Annotated in this window: 14 protein-coding genes and 1 pseudogene; 6 read left to right on the top strand and 9 right to left on the bottom strand. The window is 74.0% G+C overall.

Translation table 11 applies throughout. The annotated features are described in order from the left end of the window. Positions 1-30: 30 nt before the first annotated feature. Positions 31-1,344 carry an RNA polymerase sigma factor gene (locus ABZX65_RS20390; protein WP_355341569.1) on the bottom strand — a complete coding sequence of 438 codons (1,314 nt, stop codon included), beginning with the start codon at positions 1,342-1,344 and terminating at the stop codon, positions 31-33. A gap of 7 nt (positions 1,345-1,351) precedes the next feature. Continuing rightward, a complete protein-coding gene (locus ABZX65_RS20385; protein WP_355341566.1) occupies positions 1,352-1,708 on the bottom strand; it encodes a YciI family protein in 357 nt (118 codons plus the stop codon). Positions 1,709-1,911: 203 nt separating this feature from the next. Between ABZX65_RS20385 and ABZX65_RS20380 the strand changes: the two genes are divergently transcribed. After that, positions 1,912-3,213, top strand: a complete 1,302-nt coding sequence (locus ABZX65_RS20380) for an MFS transporter (RefSeq protein ID WP_355341563.1) — start codon at positions 1,912-1,914, stop codon at positions 3,211-3,213. Between the two features lie 58 nt (positions 3,214-3,271). Here the strand turns inward: ABZX65_RS20380 and ABZX65_RS20375 are convergent, their stop codons facing one another. The 4 genes from ABZX65_RS20375 to ABZX65_RS20360 form a co-directional block, all read right to left on the bottom strand. After that, entirely contained in the window at positions 3,272-4,033 is a 762-nt protein-coding gene (locus ABZX65_RS20375; protein WP_355341560.1) for an NAD(P)H-binding protein, read from the bottom strand. 115 nt (positions 4,034-4,148) lie between these two features. Beyond that, complete coding sequence (locus ABZX65_RS20370) at positions 4,149-4,892, bottom strand: glucose 1-dehydrogenase (RefSeq protein WP_355341557.1); 744 nt, start codon at positions 4,890-4,892, stop codon at positions 4,149-4,151. A gap of 105 nt (positions 4,893-4,997) precedes the next feature. Next, positions 4,998-6,086, bottom strand: a complete 1,089-nt coding sequence (locus ABZX65_RS20365; protein ID WP_355341554.1) for a M56 family metallopeptidase — start codon at positions 6,084-6,086, stop codon at positions 4,998-5,000. A gap of 304 nt (positions 6,087-6,390) precedes the next feature. Further along, positions 6,391-6,828: a BlaI/MecI/CopY family transcriptional regulator gene (locus ABZX65_RS20360; RefSeq protein ID WP_355341551.1), complete on the bottom strand. Its 438-nt coding sequence runs from the start codon at positions 6,826-6,828 to the stop codon at positions 6,391-6,393. 168 nt (positions 6,829-6,996) lie between these two features. On the opposite strand from ABZX65_RS20360, the gene ABZX65_RS20355 reads away from it, so the two are divergent. From ABZX65_RS20355 to ABZX65_RS20345, 3 genes and pseudogenes are all read left to right on the top strand, one after another. Beyond that, entirely contained in the window at positions 6,997-8,610 is a 1,614-nt protein-coding gene (locus ABZX65_RS20355; protein WP_355341547.1) for a glycosyltransferase family 2 protein, read from the top strand. Between the two features lie 115 nt (positions 8,611-8,725). Then, complete coding sequence (locus tag ABZX65_RS20350) at positions 8,726-11,422, top strand: YfhO family protein (protein ID WP_355341544.1); 2,697 nt, start codon at positions 8,726-8,728, stop codon at positions 11,420-11,422. Positions 11,423-11,523: 101 nt separating this feature from the next. Further along, a pseudogene (locus ABZX65_RS20345) lies at positions 11,524-11,784 on the top strand (hypothetical protein); the annotation flags it as partial. A gap of 90 nt (positions 11,785-11,874) precedes the next feature. On the opposite strand, the gene ABZX65_RS20340 reads toward ABZX65_RS20345, so the two are convergent. From ABZX65_RS20340 to ABZX65_RS20330, 3 genes are all read right to left on the bottom strand, one after another. Continuing rightward, on the bottom strand, positions 11,875-12,807 hold the full coding sequence (locus ABZX65_RS20340) for an RICIN domain-containing protein (RefSeq protein ID WP_355341541.1): 933 nt from the start codon (positions 12,805-12,807) through the stop codon (positions 11,875-11,877). Positions 12,808-12,915: 108 nt separating this feature from the next. Continuing rightward, entirely contained in the window at positions 12,916-15,606 is a 2,691-nt protein-coding gene (locus ABZX65_RS20335; RefSeq protein ID WP_355341538.1) for a right-handed parallel beta-helix repeat-containing protein, read from the bottom strand. Further along, on the bottom strand, positions 15,603-23,477 hold the full coding sequence (locus tag ABZX65_RS20330; RefSeq protein ID WP_355341535.1) for a putative T7SS-secreted protein: 7,875 nt from the start codon (positions 23,475-23,477) through the stop codon (positions 15,603-15,605). The genes ABZX65_RS20335 and ABZX65_RS20330 overlap by 4 nt, the downstream gene beginning before the upstream one ends. A 209-nt stretch (positions 23,478-23,686) precedes the next feature. On the opposite strand from ABZX65_RS20330, the gene ABZX65_RS20325 reads away from it, so the two are divergent. Both ABZX65_RS20325 and ABZX65_RS20320 read left to right on the top strand, forming a co-directional pair. After that, positions 23,687-24,589 (top strand): hypothetical protein, encoded by a 903-nt coding sequence (locus ABZX65_RS20325; RefSeq protein ID WP_355341532.1) that lies wholly within the window; start codon positions 23,687-23,689, stop codon positions 24,587-24,589. Positions 24,590-24,644: 55 nt separating this feature from the next. After that, entirely contained in the window at positions 24,645-24,953 is a 309-nt protein-coding gene (locus ABZX65_RS20320) for a WXG100 family type VII secretion target (RefSeq protein WP_188282265.1), read from the top strand. Positions 24,954-24,999: the final 46 nt, after the last annotated feature.

The raw sequence follows: 24,999 nt of genomic DNA, 5'->3' as shown, positions 1-24,999 counted from the left end.
GAAGGGCATACGGGGCCGCCCCCACCGGCCCTACGGCGTCGGCCCGTCGAGCGACCGCCGCCTGCCGCCCAGAAAGGCCCGCTCGGCCGCGTTGTCGGTCCGCCCGAGCGCCGCGTCGTAGGCCGCCGCGGCCTCCCGCGTACGGCCCAGGCGGCGCAACAGGTCGGCGCGGACGGCGTGCAGGACGTGGTAGCCGTCCAGGTCGAGGCGGTCGACGAGGGCGAGCGCCGCCGCCGGTCCCTGGACCTCGGCCACCGCGACCGCGCGGTTGAGGGCGACGACCGGGCCGGGGGCGACGGCGAGCAACTGGTCGTACAGCGTCACGATCTGCGGCCAGTCCGTGGCCGCCGCCGTCGGCGCGTCGCTGTGCACGGCGTTGATCGCCGCCTGGATCTGGTACGGACCCGGCTGCCCCCGCCGCAGGCACTGCCGTACGAGGTCCTGGCCCTCCGCGATCAGGGCGCGGTCCCAGCGGCTCCGGTCCTGGTCGGCGAGGAGGACGAGGCCGCCGTCCCCGGCGGTGCGGGCCGCCTCCCGCGACCGGGTGAGCAGCATCAGCGCCAGCAGGCCGGGCACTTCGGGCTCGTCGGGCATCAGCGCGTGCAGCAGGCGGCCGAGCCGTACCGCCTCGGCGCACAGGTCGGCGCGGACCAGCCGGTCGCCCGAACCGGCCGTGTGGCCCTCGTTGAAGATCAGATAGACGACGGCGAGCACCGCGCGGAGCCGGTCGGGCAGGTCGGCGTCGGACGGGACGCGGTACGGGATGCGCGCGTCGCGGATCTTGCCCTTGGCCCGCACCAGCCGCTGCGCCATGGTCGGCTCGGGCACCAGGAAGGCCCGCGCGATCTCGGCCGTGGTCAGCCCGCCGAGCAGCCGCAGCGTCAGGGCGGTCCTGGCCGCCGGGGAGAGGGCCGGGTGGCAGCAGGTGAAGATCAGCCGCAGCCGGTCGTCGTGCACGGGGCCCTCCTCTCGCGCCGGTTCCCGGTCGGCCCGCAGCAGCGCGGCCTGGGCCTGGTGGTCCGCGCGGGAGGACTCGCGGCGCAGCCGGTCGATCGCGCGGTTGCGCGCCGTGGTGATGATCCAGCCCGCCGGGCTCGGCGGCACCCCGTCGGCCGGCCAGCGCCGTACCGCCGTGGTGAACGCGTCCTGGACCGCCTCCTCGGCGATGTCGATGTCGCCGAAGGAGCGGACGAGGACGGCGACGGCGCGGCCGTACTGCTCGCGGAAGACGCGGGCGACCTCCGGCTCGGGCGCCGCCCCCTTTCCCGGCCCGTACGCCGCCCGTGGCTCCGGCCCCGGCTCCGGCCCCTCGTACGGCGGCCGTCGCTCCGGCTCGCGCGTCATGCCGACGTCACTCGGACGGCCCGTACCGGAGCGGCCTGACCTCGATCGGGAGGGTCGTCGCGCGGGCGAGCGCGCGGCCCCACGCGAGGGCGGCGTCCAGGTCGGGCGCCTCGATGATCGTGAAGCCGCCGAGGTGCTCCTTGCCCTCGACGTACGGGCCGTCCGTGGTCAGGATGTCGTCGCCCTTGTGCCGCAGCACGGTGGCCGTGCCCGCGGGGAACAGGCCCGCGGCGAAGACCCAGGCCCCGGCGGCCTTCATCTCGGCGTTGAGCGTGTCGAGGTCGCGCCGGATCGGGGCGAGGAATTCGGCGGACGGCGGCTCGTCGGTGTCGGGCTGGTAGACGCTGAGCAGATACTGCGGCATGGGGTGCCTCCCGGGTCCGTACCGGGCTCCTGCCCGGTTCCTGCGGCCGGTGCGCCGACCGGCTCTCACTGTCCATACGAACGGGTCGGGCCCGGATCGACATCTCGGCTGTTGTTGAATGGTGGACGGCCCGCCGCCGACCGAGGGCGTGCCCGGTGAGGTCCGGCCCGAGGTGAGGCAATCAACAGGTGAGTGCGCGTCCCGTGTCCCTGAGGAGTCTGATACCGGCGGTCTTCCTGCCGGTCCTGATCTTCGAGACGGGCATGGGCGCCCTCGCTCCGGTGCTCGCGCTCAGCGGCAGAGCGCTGGGCGCGAGCGTCGGCAGCGCCGGGCTGGTATTGGCGTTGCTCGGCGTCGGGCAGATCCTCGGCGACGTGCCGGCCGGCGCGCTGGCGGCCCGGCTCGGCGACCGCAAGGCGATGCTGGTCGCCTCCGGGGTCACGGCGGTGACGCTGTCCGGCTGCGCGCTGGCCCGCAGCGTGTGGCAGCTCGCGGCGGCCGTGACCGTCACCGGCGCCTCCAACGCCGTCTTCATCCTGGCCAGACAGTCGTATCTCACCGAGGTCGTGCCCACCGGGCTGCGCGCGCGGGCGATGTCCACACTCGGCGGCATGTCGCGCGTCGGCGCCTTCGTCGGGCCGTTCCTCGGCGCGGCCGTGCTCACCAGGTTCCCGGTGCACGACATCTACTGGCTGGCGCTGCTGTGCACGGCGGTGACGGTCGTGGTGCTGCTGACCGTGCGCGACGTCGCGGACCCGGCGGCGGGGGCCGTGCGGGAGACCGCCTCGGTACGGTCGGTGCTGCGCGGCCACCGCCGGGTCTTCCTGACGCTGGGCCTGGCCGTCCTGCTGGTGGCCTCGGTCCGCGCGACCCGGCAGACGGTGCTGCCGCTGTGGGCCGACCATCTGGGTCTGAGCCCTTCGTCCACCAGTGTGGTCTTCGGGATCGCGGGGCTGGTCGACACCCTGACCTTCTATCCGTCGGGGCAGGTGATGGACCGGGCGGGCCGGCTGTGGATCGCCGTGCCGTCCATGGTGGTGCTGGGCTGCGCGCAGGCCGCGCTGCCGCTGACCCACAGCCTGGCGTCGCTGACCGTCGTCGCCATGCTGATGGGCTTCGGCAACGGGATCGGCAGCGGCATCCTCATGACCCTCGGCGCCGATGTCGCGCCGCCGCGCGCCCGCTCGCAGTTCCTCGGTGTGTGGCGGCTGTGCGCGGACTCCGGCGCGGCGGGCGGTCCGCTGGTCGTCTCGGCCGCCGCCGCCCTCGGCAGCCTCGCGGCCGGGATCGCCCTCATGGGCGCGGTCGGCCTCGCGGCGGCGGGCGCGCTGCTGCGCTGGGTGCCGCGCTATTCGGCCTACGCGACGACCGGTACCCGCCGGTCGAGCACACGGGTCGCGGGCGGCGCGGCCCCCGCCCCCGTACCCGAGCCGCGCCCGCCGGGGGACGCGTCCGGGCAGCCGGAGCATCCGGTCCGGGGCAGGGGCGAACCTCCGCGTACGTGAGGGCCGCCCCCTCGTACGCGGAGCGGACGGCGGCCCGCGGTGTGCCCACGTACCGTGGTCAGACCGCCCGTTCGGCCAGGAACGCCTCCCAGGTGCGCTCGCCGACGGTGGCGCCCTCAGTCGTCAGATTCTCCCCGTCCCGGTACACGCGCCCGGCCTTGCCCGGCATCGGGACCGGCATGATCGGGCGGCGCTTGCCGACCGCCTGGAGGTAGCCGCGGGCCGCCTCGGCCAGCGTGTAGACGGTGGGACCCACCATGTCGGGGACCCGCCCCGCGGGCTCGGCGAGGGCCAACTCCACCATGCGGGCGGCGACTTCGCGTGAGTCGACCGGCTGGAGCCGCATCACGCCGGGGATCGGCAGCACCGGCAGCTTGGCCATCTTCCCGATCACGGTGAAGGCGAACTCGTGGAACTGCGCGGCGCGCAGCGTCGTCCACGGCAGCCCGGACTCGGCCACCATCCGCTCGGCGGCCAGTTTCACCTTGAAGTAGCCGAGCGGGACCTTGTCCGCCGCGACGACCGAGATGTAGACGAAGTGCCGTACGCCCGCGGCCGACGCGGCGGTCAGCAGGGCGCGGGTGGACTTGTCGTCGCTCTTCGCGTCGCCCGCGAGGTGCAGGACGGTCTCGATGCCGTCCACCGCCGCGTCGATTCCCTCGCCCGTGAGCAGGTCGCCGATGACGTACTCGACGCCGTCGCCGGACGCGTGGGCCGTACGGCTCAGCACCCGGGGTTTGGTGCCCGCCTCCGGCAGGAGCGGGATCACGTGCCGCCCGAGGGTGCCCGTACCGCCGGTGACCAGGATGGATGCTGTCATGACGTCTTCTCCGTGTTCGTCTGGCGAGTCGTCCGGCGGTCTCGTTCGGAGCCGGAATCCGATGGTCTGTCGCGGGGCCACCGTGGGAACACGGCGGGGAGACCGCAGGGCCCCACTAGCTGAGGCCGCCGTCCGCGCGGAGATTCTGGCCGGTGAGCCAGCGGGCGGCGGGGCCGGCGAGGAAGGCGACGACGTCCGCGATGTCGGCGGGGCGGCCCAGGCGGCCGAGCGGGGTGAGGTCGATGAGCGGCTGGAAGTCCGCACCCGGGTTGGCCTCGCGCAGGAGGTCGGTGTCGGTGGCGCCGGGCGAGACCGTGTTGACGGTGATGCCGCGCGCGCCGAGCTCGCGGGAGGCCACGCGGGTCAGTTGCTCGATCGCGCCCTTGCTGGCCGCGTAGGGCGCGTTCCCGGGCGCCGGGCGGAGCGTGTTGAGGGTGGAGATGTTGATGACACGGCCGTCGTCGCGCAGGTGCCTGGCCGCGTAACGCATGGTCAGGAACGTGGACTTGGCGTTGCCCGCCATCACGCGGTCGTACATCTCCTCGTCGGTGTCGGCCAGGGGCGCGGGGGTGATGCTCAGCGCGGCGTTGTTGACCAGGATGTCCAGGCCGCCGAGGTGGCGGTCGGCGGTGGCCATCAGCCGCTCGGCGGCGCCGGGTTCCACGAGGTCAGCCCGGAGCGCCCGCGCGGTCCCGCCCGCCTCTTCGACGGTGCGTACGACATCGGCCGCGGCCTCGGCGTCGCGCGCGTAGCCGAACACGACGTCCGCGCCGTCGCGTGCGAGCCGTTCCACGATCGCCCGGCCGATGCCCCGCGAACCGCCGGTGACCACAGCGGTCTTGCCCTTGAGCACGGTCATGCAGCCCTCCCCCGGCGGCCGTTGCGGCCGCGGTCTCCGCCCCAGAACCTACGCCGGTCCGTACCGGCGCGGAACAGGGCGCGCCAAGGGCGGTGCGAGCCGCGCTCACCCCGGGAGGCGGTCGCCGCCCGTATCGCGGTCGGCCCGGTCCCGTGCGAGGGCGGGCACCAGCGACGAGTGGAGGTGGCGGGTGACCCGGCCCGGTGCGGGGGTGTGCGCGCGGTGGGGCGCGGGGACGCGCGCGTGCACATGGACGTGGTCGCGCACGGTGGCGGGCGGCGGCTGGGCCGCGCGGTCGAAGAGGTGCTCGCCGGTGCGTTCGACGGCGGCGGTGGCGACCGTACTGGCGACCAGCAGCGCGGCCAGTGTCGTGAGGGCCAGCGGGCGGCGGCGCGGCGGGCGGCCGAGCAGGGCGTGCACCCGCGCGGGGACGTCGCTGCCGGTGGCCGCCGCGACGGGCGCGGCTCCGGCGGCCGGGTGCGGCGCGTCGTGCTGGAGCAGCGCCGCGCGGGCGATGGTCCTGGCGACGAGCTGCCGGTCGCCGACGCTGCGGGCGGCGTCCTCGTCCGCCCAGCGCTCGACGGCCTGACCGGCCGCCTTGGCGGTACGGCGCAGCAACGGGTTGACGCCCGCGGCCAGTTCGGCGGCGAGGATCCACCAGACGTGCCGGTGGTTGAGGTGGGAGTGCTCGTGGGCGAGGACGACCTGCCGCTCCTGCGGGGTGAGCGCCCTGAGCAGGCCGGTGGTGATGACGATGCGCGCGGCGGGAGCGGGGGTGGTGAAGGCGTCGGGCCACGCGTTGTCGACGACGAGCACGGGGTCGGCGGTGCGCGGGCCGCGGGCGATCCGGTAGACGGCGGCCAGCGCGCGCAGTCGGCGGACGACGGTGAGCGAGGCGTGCGCGACGGCCGCGGCCAGCAGGACGAGGCTGGCCGCCGCCAGCGGGTCGGGCACGGGGTCGAGGGCGTCGAGGCGCTTGGGCGACCACGGTCCGAGCGCGGCGATCGCGGGCACCTGTCCGAGCCAGGTGAAGCCCAGCTCGCCGAGGACGAACAGGGTCGAGGCGGCCACCGCGAGCGCGGCGGGCACGAGCAGCCGGGTGGCCGTGGCGGGCGGCAGCAGCTTTCCGAGCCGCGGCGCGGTGAGCGCGAACAGCAGGCAGACGAGGGTGGTCGCGCAGACGGCTCCGGTCACGCCGCCTCCCCGGTGTCGGCCGCCGGCCGCCGGTCCGGGGGTGCCGGACGGCGTGACGCGGTCGAGCAGGTCGGGTCCGGGGGCGGCGATCCGCGCGACGCGGTCGAGTCGGTCGGGTCCGGGGACGCCGATCCGGGCACGGCGGTCGGGTCTTGAGGCGTCGGCCCGCGCACAGCGGTCGGGTCCGGGGAGGCCGAACGGCGCGACGCGGTCGGGTCGGTCGGGGCCTGAAGCGCCGATTCGGGCACGGCGGTCGCGCCCGTCGCGTGCCGCCCGTTCGTCGCGTCCACCGCTGTCAGCACCTTCACCGCTTTCCGTCCGACTCCGGTCCGTCAGACGGATCGGCCGCGCCGTCGGTTGCCTCGCCGTTCCGGCGACTTTCGGGGCCCGGAGGGTCGAGGAGGCTGCGCAGGAGGTGTTCGTCGGCGGCCTTGAGCGTGCCGACGAAGCGGACGAGCACACCGGCGCGGTCGTCGTCGGCGTCGAGCAGTCGCTGCATGCGCTGCGCGGTGACCTCGGCCGGGTGCGCGGGCGCGGTGTACGCGTAGCCGCGGCCCTCCTGCCGCCGGGTGACCTCGCCCTTGGCGTGCAGCCGGGTGAGCACCGTCATCACCGTCGTGTAGGCCAGCTCCCCGCCGAGCGCGTCGCGGACCTGCGCCGGGGTCATCGGTCCTGCGCCCGCGGCGAGTACGGCCTGGATGTCGCGTGCCAGACTGCCGCGGCTCCGGCGCTGAGGGGCCATCGGTGATCTCGTCTCCCCTTATTACGCTACTACAAGGTCTGTAGTAGCTTCCGGTTCCGGGTGGTTACTACAAGGAGTGTAGTAACCACCGGCATCACGGCGTCCCGGAGCACCGGGCCGCCGACCGGGAGAGGGCCGACAGGGAGTGGCCGCCATGGACCGTTCGCCATGCGGATGACAGGGCCGGGCGTGTGCGTCGTCGTCATCGCCCGCGACGACGCGGAAACCGTCGGCGCCGCCGTACGGTCCGCGCTCGCGCAGGGCGCGGCCGTCACCGAGGTCGTCGCGGTGGACGACGCCTCCCGCGACCGGACGCCCGACGTCCTGGACGCGCTGGCCGCCCGCGAGCCCCGGCTGCGCGTCGTGCACCGCGCCGAGAACAGCGGCGGTCGCGGCACGCCCCGCAACGACGGCGTCGCGGTCGCCACCGCCGAGTACGTGATGTTCCTCGACAGCGACGGCGTGCTGCCGGACGGCGCCGTACGCGCGCTGCTGACCGCCGCGGAGACCCACGGCACGCCGGTCACCGTCGGCGTCGCCGTCCGCCGCGAACTGCCCGGCGGCCGTGAGGTTCGCTGGCAGTCCGCGCTCTACCGCGAGGCCGCCGTCCTCGCGTCCCCCGAGGACCATCCGGAGCTCCTGCGCGACACCCTGTGCGTCAACAAGCTCTACCGGCGCGCCTTCCTCGACCGGCACCGGCTCCGCTGCCCCGAAGGCACCTTCGCCTACGAGGACTTCGTCTTCACCGCCCGCGTCCTGGCCGCGGGACCGCCGATCGCCGTCGTGCCCGACACCGTCTGCGTCCGGCGGGCGCGCCGCGAGGCCGGGGAGCCGGTCGCGCCCGCCCGCCGGGACATCGGCGACTGGGCCGCCCGCGTCGCCGCCCACCGCCAGGCCGTCGACGTCTTCACCGCCGCCCGCCGCCCCCTGCTCGCCGCCGCCTGCCGCACCAAATTCCTCGACGACGACCTGTGCCTGTACGTCCGCGAACTGCCCGGCCGCGACCCCGCGTACCAGCGCGCGTGGTGGAGACTGGCCCGCGCCTACCTGGCCTCCTTCACCGACGCCGAGCGGGCCGCGGCTGCGGCCCCCGCCCGCTGGATCGCCGCGGTGGTGCTGGCCGGTGACGCCCCGCGCGACCTGGCCCGGCTCGCGCAGCTCGCGGCGGACCCGGCCAGACTGGCCCCGCCGTACGCGCGGACGTCGGCCGGTCCCGTCTGGTCGGACGGCCTGCGCGACGTCAGGCTCGACGGGCTCGGCCAACTTCCGCTCCAAGCACTGCCGTTGACGGTCGACGGCACGCTGTTCACCGGCCGCCACGGGCGACTGCGGCTGCGAATCCGCGATCTCTACGGCCGCCTCGCCGCGGTCGGCGGCCCGGTCGCCGTGGAGGTCGACGTCATCGCGCGGGACGGCGCGGAACCCGCCGTCACCACCACGGCCACGGCGTACGACGAGTGCGGTCGCTGGCGCGCCAGCGTCCCGCTCGACGTGGGCCGGCTCGCCGCCGCGGGCTGTCGCGGCACCCAGACCTGGGACGTACGGGTGCGGCTGCGGTACGCCGACGGCACGGTGACGGCCCCGCTCGCGCCGCGCGCCCAGGACTCGGGGCTGCGGCGCACGGTCACCCCCTGCGGGCGGTACGGCGTCGCGCTGATCCAGGCGTACCGGACGGCGGGCGGTTCGCTGGCGCTGCGCCTGGCACCCGGCGCGCGCGGGGCCTTCGACGTGGCCCTGAGACGGCTGCGGAGCCGGTCGCGTACGACGGCGTCCGCGGTATGAACCCCGGCGGTCGGCGCCGGAGGACGGCGGAGCGACGAGATGCCGAAAACTACTACAAAGAACGTAGTAGGATGCGCCGGGAGACGATCCGAGGCATACGAGCAAGCGGGACACGGTGCTGACCTCCTCCTCCGCGGCCATCGACACACCCCCAGCGGCGCCGCCCGCCGGTCCGCCGCGCCGCCCGGCGCTCCGGGCCGCCGCGACACCGCTGGCGGCGCTGCTCGCGGCGGCCGTCTCCATGGGTGCCTACTGCCTGGCGCTGGCCGTGCACGGGACGTATCCGTTCGGACCGAGATCGCGGGCCGTCAACGACCTCGGCAACCAATTCGTGCCGTACCACGCCCACTTGTGGGACCTGATGCACGGCCGCGCCACCGGCGACCTGATCGTCAACTGGGGCAGCGGATACGGCGTCCCCTTCCTCGCCGACTTCTTCACCTATCTGATGAACCCGTTCTCCTGGCTGGTCGGGCTCTTCCCGCGCGACGCCGTCAACGCGGCCGTCTTCACGGCCACGGTGCTGAGCATCGGACTCGGCGCGGCCCTGATGACGGTCTACCTCGGCAGGCTGCGGCCGGGCTCGCCGTGGCTGCGCGCGCTGCTCGCGGTCGGCTACGCGGTGAGCACCTGGACGATCTCGGACGGCTTCGGCGACCCCATGTGGATGTGGGGCCTGTCGTCCTTCCCGCTGCTCGGCATCGCCTACGACTGGTGTCTGCGCGGCCGCCGTTGGGTGCCCGCGACGCTGGTGATCACCCTGTGCTGGGCGGCGAACTTCTACACCGCGGCCATGGCGACCCTCGGCATGGGTCTGGTCCTCGGCGCCCGCCTGCTGCTCGACTCCCGTCCGGTACGGGACCGTTGGCGCGCACTGCTGCGCGCCGCGGCGGCGACCGCGACCGGCCTGCTGCTGGCCGCGCCCGTGCTGACGGTGAGTTACACCGCCAGCAAGGCGTCCCAGCCCGCCGAGCCCCAGGACTACACGCCGCCCGCCGCCCTCGACTACCTCGCGCACCTGCTGCCCGGCGGCCTCTACCCGTCCGCCCCGCGGATCTCCGTCGGGCTGCTGCCGCTGCTGCTCGTGCTCGCCTTCCCCTTCATGCGGCGGGTGCCGGGCAGGGAACGCGCGGTCTGGACCGGGCTGCTGGTCCTGGTGGCCCTGTCGTACGTCTGGAAGCCGACGGTCCTGCTGTGGCACGGCCTGGCCATGCCCAACGGCAGCCCCTACCGCGCCGCCATCGCGCTGACGTCCATGCTGGTGGCGGTCGCCTGGCTGGCGCTCTCCCGCAGGCCACGCCCACGTGAACTGCTCGCGGGCGGGGCCGCGTTGGCGGTCCTGCTCGCCGCGGTGAGCGGCGGCCACTACTTCACGCGCGGCGAGTGGATCCTGATCCTCGCCGACAGCGCCCTCGTCCTCGGCCTTCTGCTGCTGCTCGCCCGCCACCGGACCGACCGCCGGGTACGTATCGGCGTGTTCGCCGCGCTGACCTGCTCGGTCTTCCTCGCCACCGCCTACAGCGTCTTCTCCGTCAGCGTGATCAGGGACGACAACCCCCGGTGGACGCCGAGGGAGACGATCAGCGCCGCGTCGCTGACCGCGCACGCGGCGGTCGGCGCGCGGGACGACTGGCCCGCGACCCGCACCGACCCCGGTCCGCACCAGTACACCGCCAACGACCCGCTGCTGCTCGGCGGCGAGGGCGGCTCGTACTACAGCAGCTACCTGCCCGCGCGGACCGCGGCCACCCTCCAGGCCCTCGGCTCCGCCTGGACCATGAGGGGCCGTCACATCTACGGCCTCGACGACCCGGTGGGCCGGGCGATCATGGGAGTGAGCAGTTCCCTCGGCAACGTGCCCGGCGCGCCGAGCGCCGTCGCCCAGCACACCGCGCCCGCTCCCCCGATCGTCACCCTCAGGCCCGGCGCGGCCTTCGACGGCGCCGTCCGCGACACCTCGGTCTTCGCCCGGCAGCAGCGCGTGCTCGGCGCCCGGGTCTACCGCGTGCCGCTGCTCTCCCCCGCCTCCGGGCCCCGGCCCGTCCCCGAGCCGAACGGCACCTGGCGGCTGCCGGGCAACGCCAAGGGCGCGGCCTGGACGTCGTTCACCGCGACCTGCGCGCCGGGCACCCTCGCGTATCTGTACGCGCCCTGGTTCTCCGGCCCGGTCCGCGCGAACGGCGCCGAGTACCGGGCGGTCGGCGTCCACGACCTGGCCGCCAACGGGATCATGCCGCTCGGCGCCGTGCCCGCGAGCGGCCGGATCCGGCTGGCGCTGGGCACCACCACCGCGCAGGACATCCCCCGGTTCCCGGTCGGCTGCCTCGACCAGGGCGCGCTGCGGAGCGCGGTCACGAAGCTGCGGGCCACCGGCCCGGCCGAGGTCACGGCGGGCGGCCACACGATCACGGCCGCCTTCCGCCGGGGCGGCCACGGCACCGCGGTCCTCGCCGTGCCCGCCGTGACCGGCTGGCGCTGTTCGGTCGACGGCGGCGCGTCGACGGCCCCCCGCACCCTCGGCGGCCTCATCGCCGTGGATCTGGGCGGCGGTTCGCGGGTCTCCTGCTCGTTCCGCACACCCGGTCTGAACGCCGGGCTCCCGGCCTCCGGCCTCGCCCTGGCCGTGCTGCTCGCGGTCGGCGTCGGCGGCCGGTTCCGCGACCGCTCGGGGCGCGACGGCTCCTCGGGTACCGCCGGACGCACCCTCGCGCGACGGCTCTTCCCCCAACGCACCACGCGCGACGGGCTCTTGGACGGGTCCGCGCTCCGCGGAACCGCCCTCGGTCTCCGTCGCCCCGGGAGGCGCGCATGACGAAGCTCTCGGTCGTCGTGCCCTGTTACGACGAGGAGGCGGTCATCGACCGCTTCGACGCGCGGACCCGTGCCGGGCTCGGGGGGCTCTCCGCGGCCGGGGTCACGGTGGACGCTCTGGTCACCGGGGTCGACGCGCCCGGTTGTGTCACCCTGGTCGCCATCATCGCGGGCCTGGGCGGCGTGCAGATGGTGATGCTCGGCCTGATCGGCGAGTACATCGGCCGGATCTCCTACGAGACCAAGCGCCGCCCGCACCTCCTGGTCAAGGAGGCCCACCATCCGTCGTCGCAGGCGCCGGAACCGCTGGACGCCCTCCGGCACCGGCGGCAGCGGGAGCTCCGGCACGGCAGGGTGATCTGACGGTGTATCACCCTGTCGTGCCGCGGCCCCCGCTGCCGCCGCGCCGACACCGCACGCCCGCACGGGCCCGCAGTTCGGGACGATGAGCCGTCAACTCTTGCGTTTCCACGCCTGGTTGCTGCCGCCGTTGCACGGGTGGAGCTTGATCGGAGTGCCGTCGGAGGTCGCGGCCATCCATACGTCGACGCACAGGCCCGACTGGTCGCCGCGGATCACGCCGCCGCTCAGCGTGAACTGCTGCGCCGGATTGCCGCTGCAATAGGCGATCTGGACGATCGTCCCGTCGTCCGTGCTGCCCCAAGCGGCGTCCATGCACAGGCCCTTGCTGCGGATCGTGCCGTCGGAGGCGAAGGTCCACTGCTCGTTGACATTGCCGTTGCAGGTCCACAGTTGCAGGTGGGTGCCGTCCGAACCGGCCGAGGCGTTCAGGCACTTGCCCGACCCGGCGCTGACTAGGAAGTCGCCGACCCTGGCCGGAGCGGGCGGCGCGGCGGCCTTGGTCGCCTTCGCCGGCGGCTTGGCGGTCTGCCTGGTCGCCGGGCTCGTGGCCTTCTTCGTCGCCTGGGTGCGCGGGGCGCCACCCCCTGATCCGGCCGAGCCCCCCGAGCCGCCGGAACCGCTGGAGTTCCCGGCGGGCGGGGCGGCGGCGTGCTTGGCCGCGGGCGGCCTGGTCGTCGGCGGCGGGCTCGTCGTGGTCACCGCCGCCTCGGGGGTGGTGGCGGTGCTCGACGGCGTCGCGCTCGGCGACTGGGTCCGCGCGGCGGCGACCACCGTGTCCGACGTACGGCCGCCGTCCCCGCCGTTGTCGCCGCCGAGAGCGCCGAGCAGCGGGACGACGAGCACGCAGACGGCCGTCACCGCCGCGGCGCCGCCGATCGTGCCCCACACGCGCACGCCGGGCACCAAGCCGCGGCGGGGCACGGAGGCGTGCTCGGCGAAGGTGGCGGAGAAGTCCGAGGCGGCGGGCGGCGGCGCGGACGCGGGCTTGTCCAGGGCGGGCGGCGGGAGGTCGGGCGTCGGCACGGGGGGTCTCCGGGGGGATGTCGGGCGCGGGGGCGGGGTGTTCGCTCGGGGCCGGGGTGTTCGCTCGGGGTCGGGATGTTCGCTCGGGGCCGGGGCCTCGGCGTCTCCTCAGAGTCTGAGGACGGGGCGGGCGACGGCGGGTGCCGCGGGCAGGGCCACGGATTGCGGCGGCAAGTCGTCGGCTTCGAGGGCGACCAGGTCCTCGGCGCGCGGATCGGCCAGTTCCGCGACCCGTTGCGCCTGACGTTCCGTCATCTCCTGGAACACCTGGCGCGCGGAGCGGCCGTTGCCGAAGCCCTCGCCGCGCGGCATCCGGTCGAAGAAGCCGCTCAGTTCCGCGCGGGCCTTCTCGGTGAGTTCGTAGCGGTGCTCGGCCGCCTGGTGCTCCACGATCGAGACGAGTTCCGCCGCGTCGTAGTCCACGAAGTGCAGGGTGCGGCTGAAGCGGGAGGACAGGCCGGGGTTGGAGGAGACGAAGCGGTCCATCTCGGTGGGGTAGCCCGCGGCGATCACGACGATGTCGTCGCGGTGGTCCTCCATGAGCTTGACGAGCGTCGAGACGGCCTCGGTGCCGAAGTCGTTGCCGCTGTGCAGCGGCGACAGCGCGTACGCCTCGTCGATGAACAGCACGCCGCCCAGGGCCTGTTGGAAGGCGGCGGTAGTACGCGGCCCGGTGTGGCCGACGTACTCGCCGACCAGCGCGCTGCGGTCGACCTCGATCAGGTGGCCGCGGCGCAGCAGGCCGAGCGCCTTGAGCAGACGGCCGTAGAGCCGGGCGACGGTGGTCTTGCCGGTGCCGGGGTTGCCCGCGAAGACCAGGTGGCGGCTGAGCGGCGGCGCGGGCAGCCCGGCCTCCTGCCGTCGCCGTACCGTCCGCATCAGCTTGACCAGGGAGCCGACATCGCCCTTGACGCCGTCGAGGCCGACCAGCGAGTGGAGTTCGGCGAGCAGGTCGTCCAGATCCTCCTCCGGCGCGTCCGGGTCCGGTCCGTCGTCACCGGGTGCGCCGGGCGGGGCCGTCCCGGACGGCGACGCGGGCAGGCCCGCGGCCCGGCCCGCCGCTCCCCGGCCAAACTGCGGAATCGTCGGCCGCCGTACGTCGTAGGAGACGCAGTCCTCGAAGGCGGGCCGCGCTCCCTCGTCCTGGCCCAGATCCTCGGCGCAGTCGCGGACCCGGCAGCGGCGGAAGACCGGGGCGGCGCCGCGTGCCACGTGGAGGGCGGGGAAGCCCGCGCCCGCGACCTCGCAGGAGGTGAAGGTGCCGCCCGCGTCCTCGGCGAGGTAGATGCCGTTCTTCGCGGGCGCGTCGATGAAGACCCCGCTGACCTCGGGGAACGCGCCGGTCCACACGACGATCGCGGAGCCGGCGCTGCCTTCGACTGAGCCGCCGTCGACCCGCGCGGTGCCGCCGGAGTCGACCACGATCCCGGCCGCTCCCGCGGCGACGACCCGGACGTGGGAGAGCCGTACGCCGCCGCCCGCGCCGACCTCGACACCGGTCTTCGCGGCGCGCAGCACCGTGCAGTGCTCCAACTCGGTGCCCGCGGCGGAGACGGCGTGCACTCCGGTCGCGGTGTCGGTGAGGCGGCAGCCGCGGGCGGTGAGGGTCGCGGTCTCCGCGGTGTGCAGGCCGGTCATGGCGATACGGGACAGGCCGCATTCGGTGAGGTCGGCGTGCGCGGTGCCGACGGCGTGCAGGCCGTGCTCGGCGCTGTCGCGTATCCGGCAGTCGAGCAGGGCGGCTTGGGCGGCGTCGGCGAGGTGGACGGCGCTGTAGCCGGTGCCGGAGATCGCGCAGTCGGCGAGGCGGGCCGTGGCGGCGCCGAGGATCAGCAGGCCGTTGGCGCGGGAGTCGGTGACCGCGCAGCCGGTGGCGGCCAGCCGCGCGGCGTCCTGGGCGACGAGACCGCTGGTGACGGAGCCGGTGATCCGGCAGTCGGCGATCTCGGCGGTGGCGGAGCCGGTGAGGCGGATGCCGACCGCGCCCGCGCCGGTGACGCGGGTGTCGCCCGCGACGAGCGCCGCCTCGTCCTCGACGAGCAGTCCGCTGCCGCCGGTCCCTTCCAGCGCGCAGTCCACCAGTGCGGCGGCGGCCCGGCCCCGGATCCGCAGGCCCGTGCCGGTGCAGTCGCGTACGCGCAGCCGCTCGGCGGAGAGCCGGGCGGTGCCGGACAGGACGACCGCGGTGCCGTCGACGGCCTCGATCCGCAGGTCGTCGGCGCGGGCGCGGGCGGTGCCCGACAGGTGCAGGCCCGCGCCGACCGCGCCCGCGATCCGGCAGCGCAGCAGGAGCAGCGCGGGTCCCGGGTCGCGGGTCGGGGCTGGATCGGGGTCGGGGTCGGCGTCGAAGTCCAGGCCGTCGGGGTCGGGGACGACCAACTCCCTTGTTCCGTGCATCCCTTGGGAGCCGTCGTCGGCGTCCGTGCCCGCCACCTCCACCCGGCCGCCGAGGACCACGCAGTCGTGCAGCGCCAGCGTCGAACCGTCGGTCACCCGGACCGCCGCCTCTCCGGGGCCGGCGCCGCGCAGGGTGAATCCGTGGACCGCGCAGTGCGCGTCGGCCACGGTCAGCGCGGGCGTTCCCTCGGCCGCCGGGTACAGCGTGACGCTGCCCGCGCCGTGTTCGGCGCGCAGCACCACCGGCCGGTCCACGGTCAGCGACTCCCGGTACTCGCCGGGCTCCACCAGGACGGTCGCGCCGGGCCGGGCGGCGCGTACGGCGGCGGCGATCGTACGGTGGGCGCCCCGTCCCTTGGCGGCGACGTGGACGGTGTGGGCGGTCGTACGCTCGGTGGTCACGGCTGCGGCTCCCCGCTGGTGTCGGAGGTGCCGGTGCCGGTCTCGGCGGTGCCGGTGTCGCCGTAACCGCCCTGGTACCACCAGGGGTTGATGGCGGCGCGGTACCAGTTGGTGAGCTGGGAGGTGAAGACCTTCTCGGGGAGCTTCCAGCCGAACTGGAGGAAGAACTCGGCGAAGCCCTGCCGATGGAAGAGCCGGCTGCCGCCGCCCATGATGAACAGGTTCTTCATGGCACCGACGCTGACCGCGCCGGTCATGCCGGAGACGGCGTTGATCAGACCGTCCAGGGCCGCGGCTCCGCCGCTGAGGTAGACGGTGTCGCCATTGGCGTCGGTAATGCCGAACACCGAGGCGTTCATGCTGCCGTTGACCCACGCGGCGAGCGTGGAGGTGCCCGCGTTGTAGCCGAAGTCGTACATGCCGCCGCGCCAGCGGGTGGGAGCCTCGTTGCCCGCCCACTCGTTGGACCAGTGCTTGTCGTGGTTCATCGGCTTGCGGTACCAGGGCTTTCCGCTGTCGGTGTTGGCCAGGCCGTTGCGCCAGTCGCCGGTGCGCTGCAACCCGCTGATCTTGTTGTCGTGGACGAGGCTGCCGACGGCGGTCTTGATGCCCGCGCTCACGCTCGCGTTCGCGAACGCCTTGAGCGCGTCCTTCCCGGAGAACGGCCTGTTCTGGATGTCCGCGACGATCGCGTTGACAGCGAGATTCGCGGTGAACTCCAGGACGAATTCCTGGAAGAGTTCGATGGCGGCCTTCTCCATGACCAGCTTCCACTGCGGCTGGTAGAGGCCGTCGCCGATCCGGGAGATGTCCAGGCCGCTGAGGTCGGTCTTCCACTGCATGCGGTTGGGCTCGCGCAGCCGCCGTCCCCAGCCGCGCAGTTCGGCCGCCGGGCCACGGAAGTCGACGCCGCGTCCGGTGAGTTGGAGGCGTCCGAAGGTGTCCGCCTCGAAGATGTAGCCGCTGTCGGAGCCCTGGGCGTGGATGACGCCGTTGCCGTCGTGCCGTACCCACTGGCCGCGCCAGGCGTCCGTGGTCAGGACCTGGTTGGTGCCGACGACCTTGCTCTCCACGACGGCCGCGTTGTGGTCGAACTCCTTCCACACGTTCAGGTCCACGGGGTTGGCGGCGCCGGGGCCGAGGCGGGCGCCGTCGGGCAGGTACTCGCGCACACGTCCCGTGGTGCTGGTGGTGGGCACCTCGCGGACGGTGATCGGCGCGGCGCCGCCGCCGAGGTCGACCCGGTCGCGGAAGGACCGGGCGCCGGTGAACCAGTCGTCCACGTACGCGCCGGCCCCGCCGCCCGCCCGCGGATTCCACCACTGACGGGTGCCGGCGCCGTGGAAGTCCACGGCGTTGCCGAACGCGTCGTACTTCGCCCAGCGCCACTGGTGGCTGCCGTCGGGGTTGGTGACGCGCCAGGAGTCCACGTGCTCGCCGCCGCCGAGCATGTCCCGGCCGCGGATCGCCACCGGGCCGTTGTCGGTGCGGAGATACGCGCGGAAGGAGTCGTCGAACGGTGTGGCGCCGTTGAAGCCGCGGCCGAACTCGGTGAATCCGGTGGTGCGGTTGCCCGCGCCGTCGAGTCCGTCCCAGGCCCAATGGCGGGTGTCGGTCCGGCCGTTGTAGCCCGACCAGTCCCAGTGCCGGGAGCGCGGCGCGGTGGTGGTGACGGTCGTCGGGCCGTGTCCGTGGCCGGGCCGCAGGTCGGCGCCGGGCCAGGTCCGTACGTCGCCGATGGGCGCGCCGTGCACGTTCTTGGTCAGGGCCGGGCCGCCGTTGCCCTCGAAGGCGCCCGCCCGCACGCCCGGGCCGCCGTCCAGGACGGTCCCGGCGGCCGGGACCGGCTGGAACTCCACGACGGTGCCGTCCGCGTAGCCCGCACGCGCCACCCGGGTCGGGGCGGCGTCCGCGCCGTACCAGTCGCCGCCGGTGAAGGCCCCGTTGTGGTCGACCTTGAAGTGGTCCTCCCAGATCCGGCCGCCGGGCGCGCCGGGCGTCTCGATCCGGTAGCCGGAGAGCTTCCCCGCCCCCTCGGTCCACGGCATCCGGTGGGCGACGGGGGCGACGCCCGCGGGCAGCGTGACGGAGTCGCCGACGGTGAGGGTGTTGCCGTGGTCCAGCTTGAACGTGCCGCGCGTCAAGGTGCCGTCCGCCGCGATGTCCAGCACATTGTCGTTCATGGCGGTGAAGCGGAAGCCGTGGGTCTCGGCCCCGGTCGCCAGATCCGTCCTGGTCCACTTCGACATCTGGAAGCGCGTGTCGCCCTTGAGGAAGCCGTGCGTGTCCCACACGGCGTCGCCGATGCCGATGAGATGTTTGCGGACCCACTGCGGCGGGCGTTGCTCGGACCAGCGCCGGACTTCCAGGAGTTGGTTGTCCGGCAGCTTCTCCAGGGCTCCGGCCGGCTTGCCGTGCTCCGACTGCTCCTTCCACAACTGCCTCGTGGAATTCGCCCCGTTGGGGTCGATGGTGACCGTCTTGGGCAGGTGCCCGTTGGCCGGGTCGAGCACGGCCTCGCGGTAGTGGTTGGCGTGGGACTGCGGCAGGTGCGCGGGGCCCCACTGGCGCTGCACGACGATGTCGTCGCCCCCGAGCCGCAGATGGTCGGTCCAGCCGCCGTCGGCGTCCATCGTGCGCCTGCCGCCGAGCACCGGCCGGTGGTGGGCGTCGTAGCGCACCCACGACCAGTCGCCCGCGCCGTCGCGGACGCCGAGGACGCCGCCGCCGTCGATGCCGGTGCGGAACTCGTGGACCAGGGTGCCGTGGTGGTCGATGCCCCGCCACGCCTTGCCGTCCAGCGTCCCGACGTTGCGCAGGCCCCAGTTGGTGACATTGCCCGCGTTGTCGGTGTGCGTCCAGCGGGTGTTCTGGCCGGAGAGCCTGCCGAAGCCGCTCGCGTCGGTACGGCGGAGGGAGTCGAGGAAGCCGCCGGTCGCCAGCGGCCGGCGTTCGAAGACCTCCACGGCGCTCTTGCCGGGCTTGGCGACCAGCTTGACGTGGCCCGCGTCGGTGGCCACGTCGACCGTCCCGGAGTGCAGCAGGCCGCGCCCGGCGCCCGTGAAGGGGGCGTCCGCGACGGTGTCCATGAGCTGCCAGGTCTTCGCGTTCGGCGTGAAGGTGAGGACGAACCGCTGTCCCGGCACGCGGACGCCGTCGCGCGTGACGTTGATCGCCTGCTGGTGGATGCCGCCGTCCGCGCCGAACTGCCGGTACTCGCCGCCGCGTACGCCCGCCGTGCGGTCCGTGACGCGCCAGCCGTCGCCGTGCGGCGCGAAGTGGGGCAGCGGTACGCCGTTGGCGTCGGTCGCGAGCCGCTGGGCGGCGCCCATGGTGCCGGGCGCCGGATGGCGGGTGACGCCGAATTCGTGCAGGGGCGCGCCGCCGGGGCCGTGCAGCATCACGGCGTGGTCGCCGAGGTGGCCGCCCGCGTGGTCGTGCGTCCAGTAGTCGCCGCGGCCGGTGTCGGTGACGCGGATCGTGGCGGGGTTGCCGGTGGCCGGGTCGAGGTCGACGCGTACCGCGTGGTGCGGCACCGGCTGCCACGCGCCGTCCAGGTGCCCGACCGCGCCGCCGCCGACGGGGAAGTCCACGGCGCCGCTCGGTCGGCCGTCCGCGCCCAGGAGTTGGCGGCCGTCCCCGACCAGCACGTGGTCGGGGCCGAAGCGCTGGTACGTCATGGCCTGTCCCGCGCCGCCGGGCCGTTCGACGCGCAGGCCGCCTCCCGCGTGGTCGAAGACCTGGACGCCGCCGGGCCTGACGCCGCCGGGCAGTTCGATGTGCGGGGCGCCGCCGCCCACCGGGCGCACCACGAGCCGCCCGTCCGCCGCGCCGCCGGGCAGCCGCAGCGGCGTACCGGTCTCCACGGCCTGCCCGCCAGTGATGTCGTGGCGGACGAAGGCGCCGTCCGCGCCGTTGCGGTCGATCCGCACGGCGACGGTGGCGCCGGTCGCGTCGGTCTCGCGGACCGGCGTGAAGCCGTGCACGGGCGCGCCGTTGGCGTCGAGGAGCTGTGCGCCGCCGCCCCGGCCGGGCGCGGGGAATTCCACGAAGTGCGGGGCTCCGGTAGCGGTGTGGAGCCCGTGGCCGTCCGCGAGGTGCAGGCCGCCGGAGTCGAAGAGCTGGTACGTGGCGGACGTGCCGGGTGTCGCGGCGCGGTCGACGCGGAAGCCGTCGCCGGGTACGGGCAGCCGGGTGACGGTGGCGCCCGCGTCCACGGCGCCGCCGGTGACCAGGTGGTGGGTGGCCGCGCCCGTTGGGTCGAAGGTGACGGAGATGCCGGTGCCGAGCGGGGCCTGCGGGCCGCGCAGCGGGACGGTCTCGGCGCGCAGCGATCCGTGCGAGTCGAAGGTCTGCCGGATGCCGGTGTTCACGTCGTGGACGGACAGTCCGCCGCCGTTGACCTGGACGACCTGGTGGGTGGTGGCGGTCAGGTCGTTGCCCGCGCCGTCGAGGAGCCTGATGTCCACGCCGTTGACGTGGTAGCCGATGCTGACACTGAGGCCGTGCGGCAGGCCGGTCGGGCCGCTCAGCGGCACCGACTCCTCGATGAGACGCCCGCCTTCGGCGCCCTCGACCCGGATGACGGGCGGCGGCACCGCGCCGCCGAGGAGCCGGGGCCGCTCGCGCAGTGACTGGAGGTTGAGGTCGGTGATGTGCTGGTCCATCGCGGCCGGGTTGATGCCGTGCTCGCGCAGGTCGCGTACCGCGACGTTGAACTGCTGCTGGGCGGCGGCCAGTTGGGTCCTGATCTCGGTGACGGCGCGGGATTCGCCGCTGGAGGGTCCGCCGGGCATCGCGCGCAGGTCGTCCAGGTGCTGTTCGAGGCGGCCGAGGTCGTGGCGTGCCAGGACGAAGTCGCCCCAGGCGTCGAAGCGCAGCGGCCGTGACGGGTCGGTCGCCGGGCCGAACAGCGCGCCGATCCGCTCGCTGTCGGCCGACCACGCCCGGTCCAGTTCCTTGGCGGTCAGCCGCGGCGGCGGTCCGCCGAGCCGTACGTCACCGGTCGCGTGCGGGGTCGCGGCGGGCACGGGCGCCGGTTCGGGAACGGGGGCCGGTTCTGGGACGTGTGCCGGTTCTGGGACGTGTGCCGGTTCGGGGACGTGTGCCGGTTCGGGGAAACGCGCAGGGGCGCCCGCGAACGCCTTGTCGCCGAGTCCCGGCACGGCGGTGCCGGCGAAGGCCGGGCCGTCCGCGCCGTGGCCCGAAACCCCGTGGCCCGAAGCGCCGTGGCCAGCTGTGCCGTGTCCGGACGCGGGGTGCGGCAGCGGCGAGGGGCGGCCGAGTGAGCCGTTGTCGAGCAGGTCCATCGCGGCGTCGAAGCGGTGCGCGGGCGGGAGGTCCACGCCCGCCGCGCCGCTTCCGCTGCCGTTGGCCGTGAGGAGTTCGGGCCCCTTGCCCTTGCCCGCCCCCGCGCCCGTACCGCCGAGGTCGAAGGTGGTCACCGCGGGCGTACCCGGCATGTGGGTGACGGCCACGGGCGGCGGCATGAGCGTGACCGCGGCGGACGGCGGGACCTGGGCGACCGCCGCGGGCGGCGGCATGTGGGTGACGCTCGCGGGCGGCGGGGCGGAGACGACCGACGCGGGCGGCGGGGTCGCGGTCAGCGCGGTGGTCGGCGGCGGGGTGAGGTCGCTCGCGGTGTGCCCGACGGTGTGGACCGGGCCGAGGTCCACCGAGATGTGCTGGGCGAGCGTCGCCATCGTGTGGCTGTTGGCGATGTTCGCGGCGGTGCCGGTGATGAGCGCGTTGGGGGTCGGCGCCAGGGCGTGCACGGCGACCGGGTTCGGGGTGTGCAGCAGGTCGAGCGCGTTGAAGGAGCCGCCGGTGTGGATGTCGGTGACCACGTGCGTGACGCCGCCGGTGAAGGTCGCGGGGACGTGCCCGGTGACCGGTACGGTCGCCGCGTGGAAGTTCACCGCGCCGTTGGTGGCCAGGTGCGGCAGGGCGGGCGCGGGCACCGTGTGGGCGAAACCGGCGGTGGCGGCGGGCGGCGGCATCGAGATCGCGCCCGCCACGTTGACGTTGACGGCCGAGGCGGGCGGCGGGGTGGCGATCACCGCGGCCGGGTTCGTCAGATGGGCGCTGGTCACCGGGGTGGTCGGGGTGAAGGTGTGCACGGTCCCGGCGGGCGGGGTGGTCACGACGGCCGCCGGGGTGATGTGCGGGACCCCGATCGAGGAGACCACGGTCTGCGGCGGCACGACCAGGTCGGTGGCCTGCGTGACGATGTGGCTGGGGACGGCGTTGGCGCCGATGCCCGGCACGTGGAAGGAGGGCGCGCCGACCTGGGCGTGCACGCCGGTCGCGCCGATGCCCGCGGTGTTGATGCCGGTGGTGGAGATGTGGATCGGCGGCGGCGGAGCCAGGATCGCGGCGGCGGGCGGCGGCAGCGCGTGCACCCCTGCGCCGACGTCGAAGGTGATGCCGGTCGGGGTGTGCGTGACGTTCGCCCACTCGCCCAGGTGCATCGAGGACAGTTCGGTGATCGGGGTGTCAAGCAGCGCGTCCTTGCCCATGATCGCCTGGAAGCTGAAGGTGATCGAGTCGCTGAATTTGGGCCCGAGGTCGAGGCTGAGCTTGGGCGGGTCGGGGATGAACAGGCCGGGCGCCGAGTGACCCGCGCCGCCGAACTCCGGCGTCGGCAGGTGGCTGACGCCGCTGCCGACGGCCTGCACGCCGGGCCGTACGATGTCCGCCGCGCCGTACTTGAACTTGCCGAACACACCGCGGTCGACGAGCGCGATCTTCATGGCGCCGAAGACGCCGAACTTCCCGATCTCGTCGCCCTCGGCGGGCAGGAACACCCGCAGCCACTTCGCGCCGCCGAACTCGTTCTTGAAGAACGTCGCGCTGCCCTTGCCGAAGTTGGTGACGAATTCCGGAACTCCCTTGAAAAAGGCGGGAATTCCCTTGATGCCGGTGAGGACGGTGAGCGAGCCGACCTTGAAGGCGTTGGCGCCGAGCTGGCCGAGGCCCTTGCCGACGCCCGACAGCCACAGCCCGCCCGCCTTGGTCCAGCTCCCGGTCAGGTGGGCGAGTTCACTGAACGAGGGCAGCGCGACGAACGGCTTGGCGATGCCGGTCATCATGTCCTTGAGGAAGGTCAGGGTGGCGATGCCGCCCGCCTTGATGGCCTGCCAGCCGAGTTTGAAGCCCTTCGCGATCAGCGAGAAGATCGGCACGGCGCGGGTGGTGGGCGCGATCATGCCGAGCGCGGACAGGAACAGGTCGAGCGCGCCGACCTTGCCCTGCGCGAAGTCCACCGCGGTCTTGATGAAGATGGTGAGGTTGACCGCCATCGCGACCAGCGCGATCGGACCGCCGAAGATCAGCGCGGGCAGGATCAGCGCGATGGCGATCCACTGGAAGATCTCCCAGAACTCCGCGCAGCCGGACACCGGCGACTTGATGTTGCCCGACGCCTTGCGCAGCGTGGTGGTGGCGGCGCTCGCCGCGTCCTTCTGCGTCTGACCCGCGTCGCGCGCGGTGCTCGCCAGCGTCTCCAGATTCGGGTCGTCCTTGGCCAGCCCGCGCCCCTGGTCGAGCGCCGCGTCCGCCTTGCTCTGCGCGGTCGACATGGCGTCCGCGTACGTGGTCAGAGCGGTGCTCGACCACTCGAACGCCTCGGCGATGCTCTGTACGAAGCCGCGCAGCCGCCCGCTGATCTGGTCCCGCAGCGCCTCGGCGGTCTCGCCCGAGAACGCCTCAGGCCCGGTCTTGTTGAGGACCGTCTCCATCGCGGTGTCGATCTCCCGGGCGGTCCTGCCCAGGTCGCCGATCGAGGTCGCCACGGTGTGGATCCGCACCGGGTCGCCGGGCGTGGGGTCGCCGCTCACACCGAGCGCGTCCCAGTCCGTGGGGCGTGGCATTCCGGGTCCTCTCCTGCCGTACCGCCGTGTGCCGCGAAGTTCTGCCGCATGTCTCACGTACGAGGAGCCCCGGCGGTTCACTGCGGGAAGTCCCGGACCCACGTCCCGGACCTGGGTGAACCGCGGGGACCGCTGGTACGTGAACATGTCGGACCGGCTGGTTCCGGTGACCCCGGCGGCCCCCGGCGCCCGGCGCCCGTAAGGAGGAGATGGCATTGGTCGACTTCGCGCTCGACTACACCGTTCTGCACACCGCCCGCAACGACCTGCACGAGCTGGCCGACAAGATCGGGCCGACGCTCAAGAACAGCGACTACGCCACGCTCGGCAACGACGACTCGGGCGACGCGCAGGACGTTTTCGGCGACGCCCAGCTCACCGCCGCCTTCAGCACGCTGTACTACCGCTCCAAGCACCCGATGGAGAAGGCCGAGGACGACCTGCGGCAACTCGGGGACACCTTCGGGGCGGTGGCCGACGGCTTCTTCAACATGGACGCGCAGATCGCCGAGGGCGCGGGCATCATGAGCGCCGACATGGGCCTGAGCGACTGGGTCGCCAAGCACAAGGCGTGGCTGGGCCACGACCAGTGGGTCAAGGACCACGACCTGTGGGAGCAGTACCAGGCGAATCCGGACTCCTGCGAGGTCGCGCCGGGCGAGACCGCCCCGGCGTACTGCTCGGCGTCCGACCCGGGGCCCGAGCCCACCGACCCCGGCGCGCCGCCCACCGACAAGACGCTGACCACCGCGGACGGCGGCACCGTACACACCCAACTGACCCTGGACGACGACTACAACGTCGTCACGGAGAAGACCACCGTCACCACCGGCGCGGGTCAGACGTACACCTCGACCACCACGTACCAGGACGACCACCGGTCGTACATCACGGACACCGTCTACGCCGACGGCAGCAAGGCGCACTCCGACGTCCACATCAACGAGGACGGCAGCGGCACCATGGCCGTCACCGACAGTGACGGCAAGGAGAGCGACTACACGCGCACCGGGGCGGGCGCGGAGTGGAAGCTCGTCGGCGACGAGGACGGCGACGGCGTGGTGGACAGCGAGGAGGAACCCGACCCCAGTTACGACTACATCGGCTACTAGCGCCGTCAACCTGCCCGTCAGCCCGGCCCGTCAACCCGCGAGGAGCACACCCGCGATGCCCAACATCTCCCTCGACTACGAGAAGATCGAGACCACTTCGTCCAAGCTGGACACCGCCAACGAGAACATCGTCCCGATGCTCAACCAGCTCCGCACCGACGTGAACAACCTGCTGGACGACGGCATGGTCTTCGAGCAGTCCAGCGCGGCGCTGAAGGAGTCGTACGAGAAGTTCAACTCCAGCCTGCTGCTCGCGGTGAAGGGCATCAAGGACTTCGCGGAGCAGTTCCGCGGCATCAAGCAGTCGATGGCGGACAACGACGCCGACCTGGCGAAGAAGATCCGCGACGCCGCCAACGGCTGACGGTCCGTCACGCATCCGCGCCGGGCTTCCCGTTGGTACGGGAGCC

Source organism: Streptomyces sp. NPDC003300 (assembly GCF_040610915.1).
Classification (GTDB): domain Bacteria; phylum Actinomycetota; class Actinomycetes; order Streptomycetales; family Streptomycetaceae; genus Actinacidiphila.
This window is presented reverse-complemented; position numbering and strand designations above follow the sequence as displayed.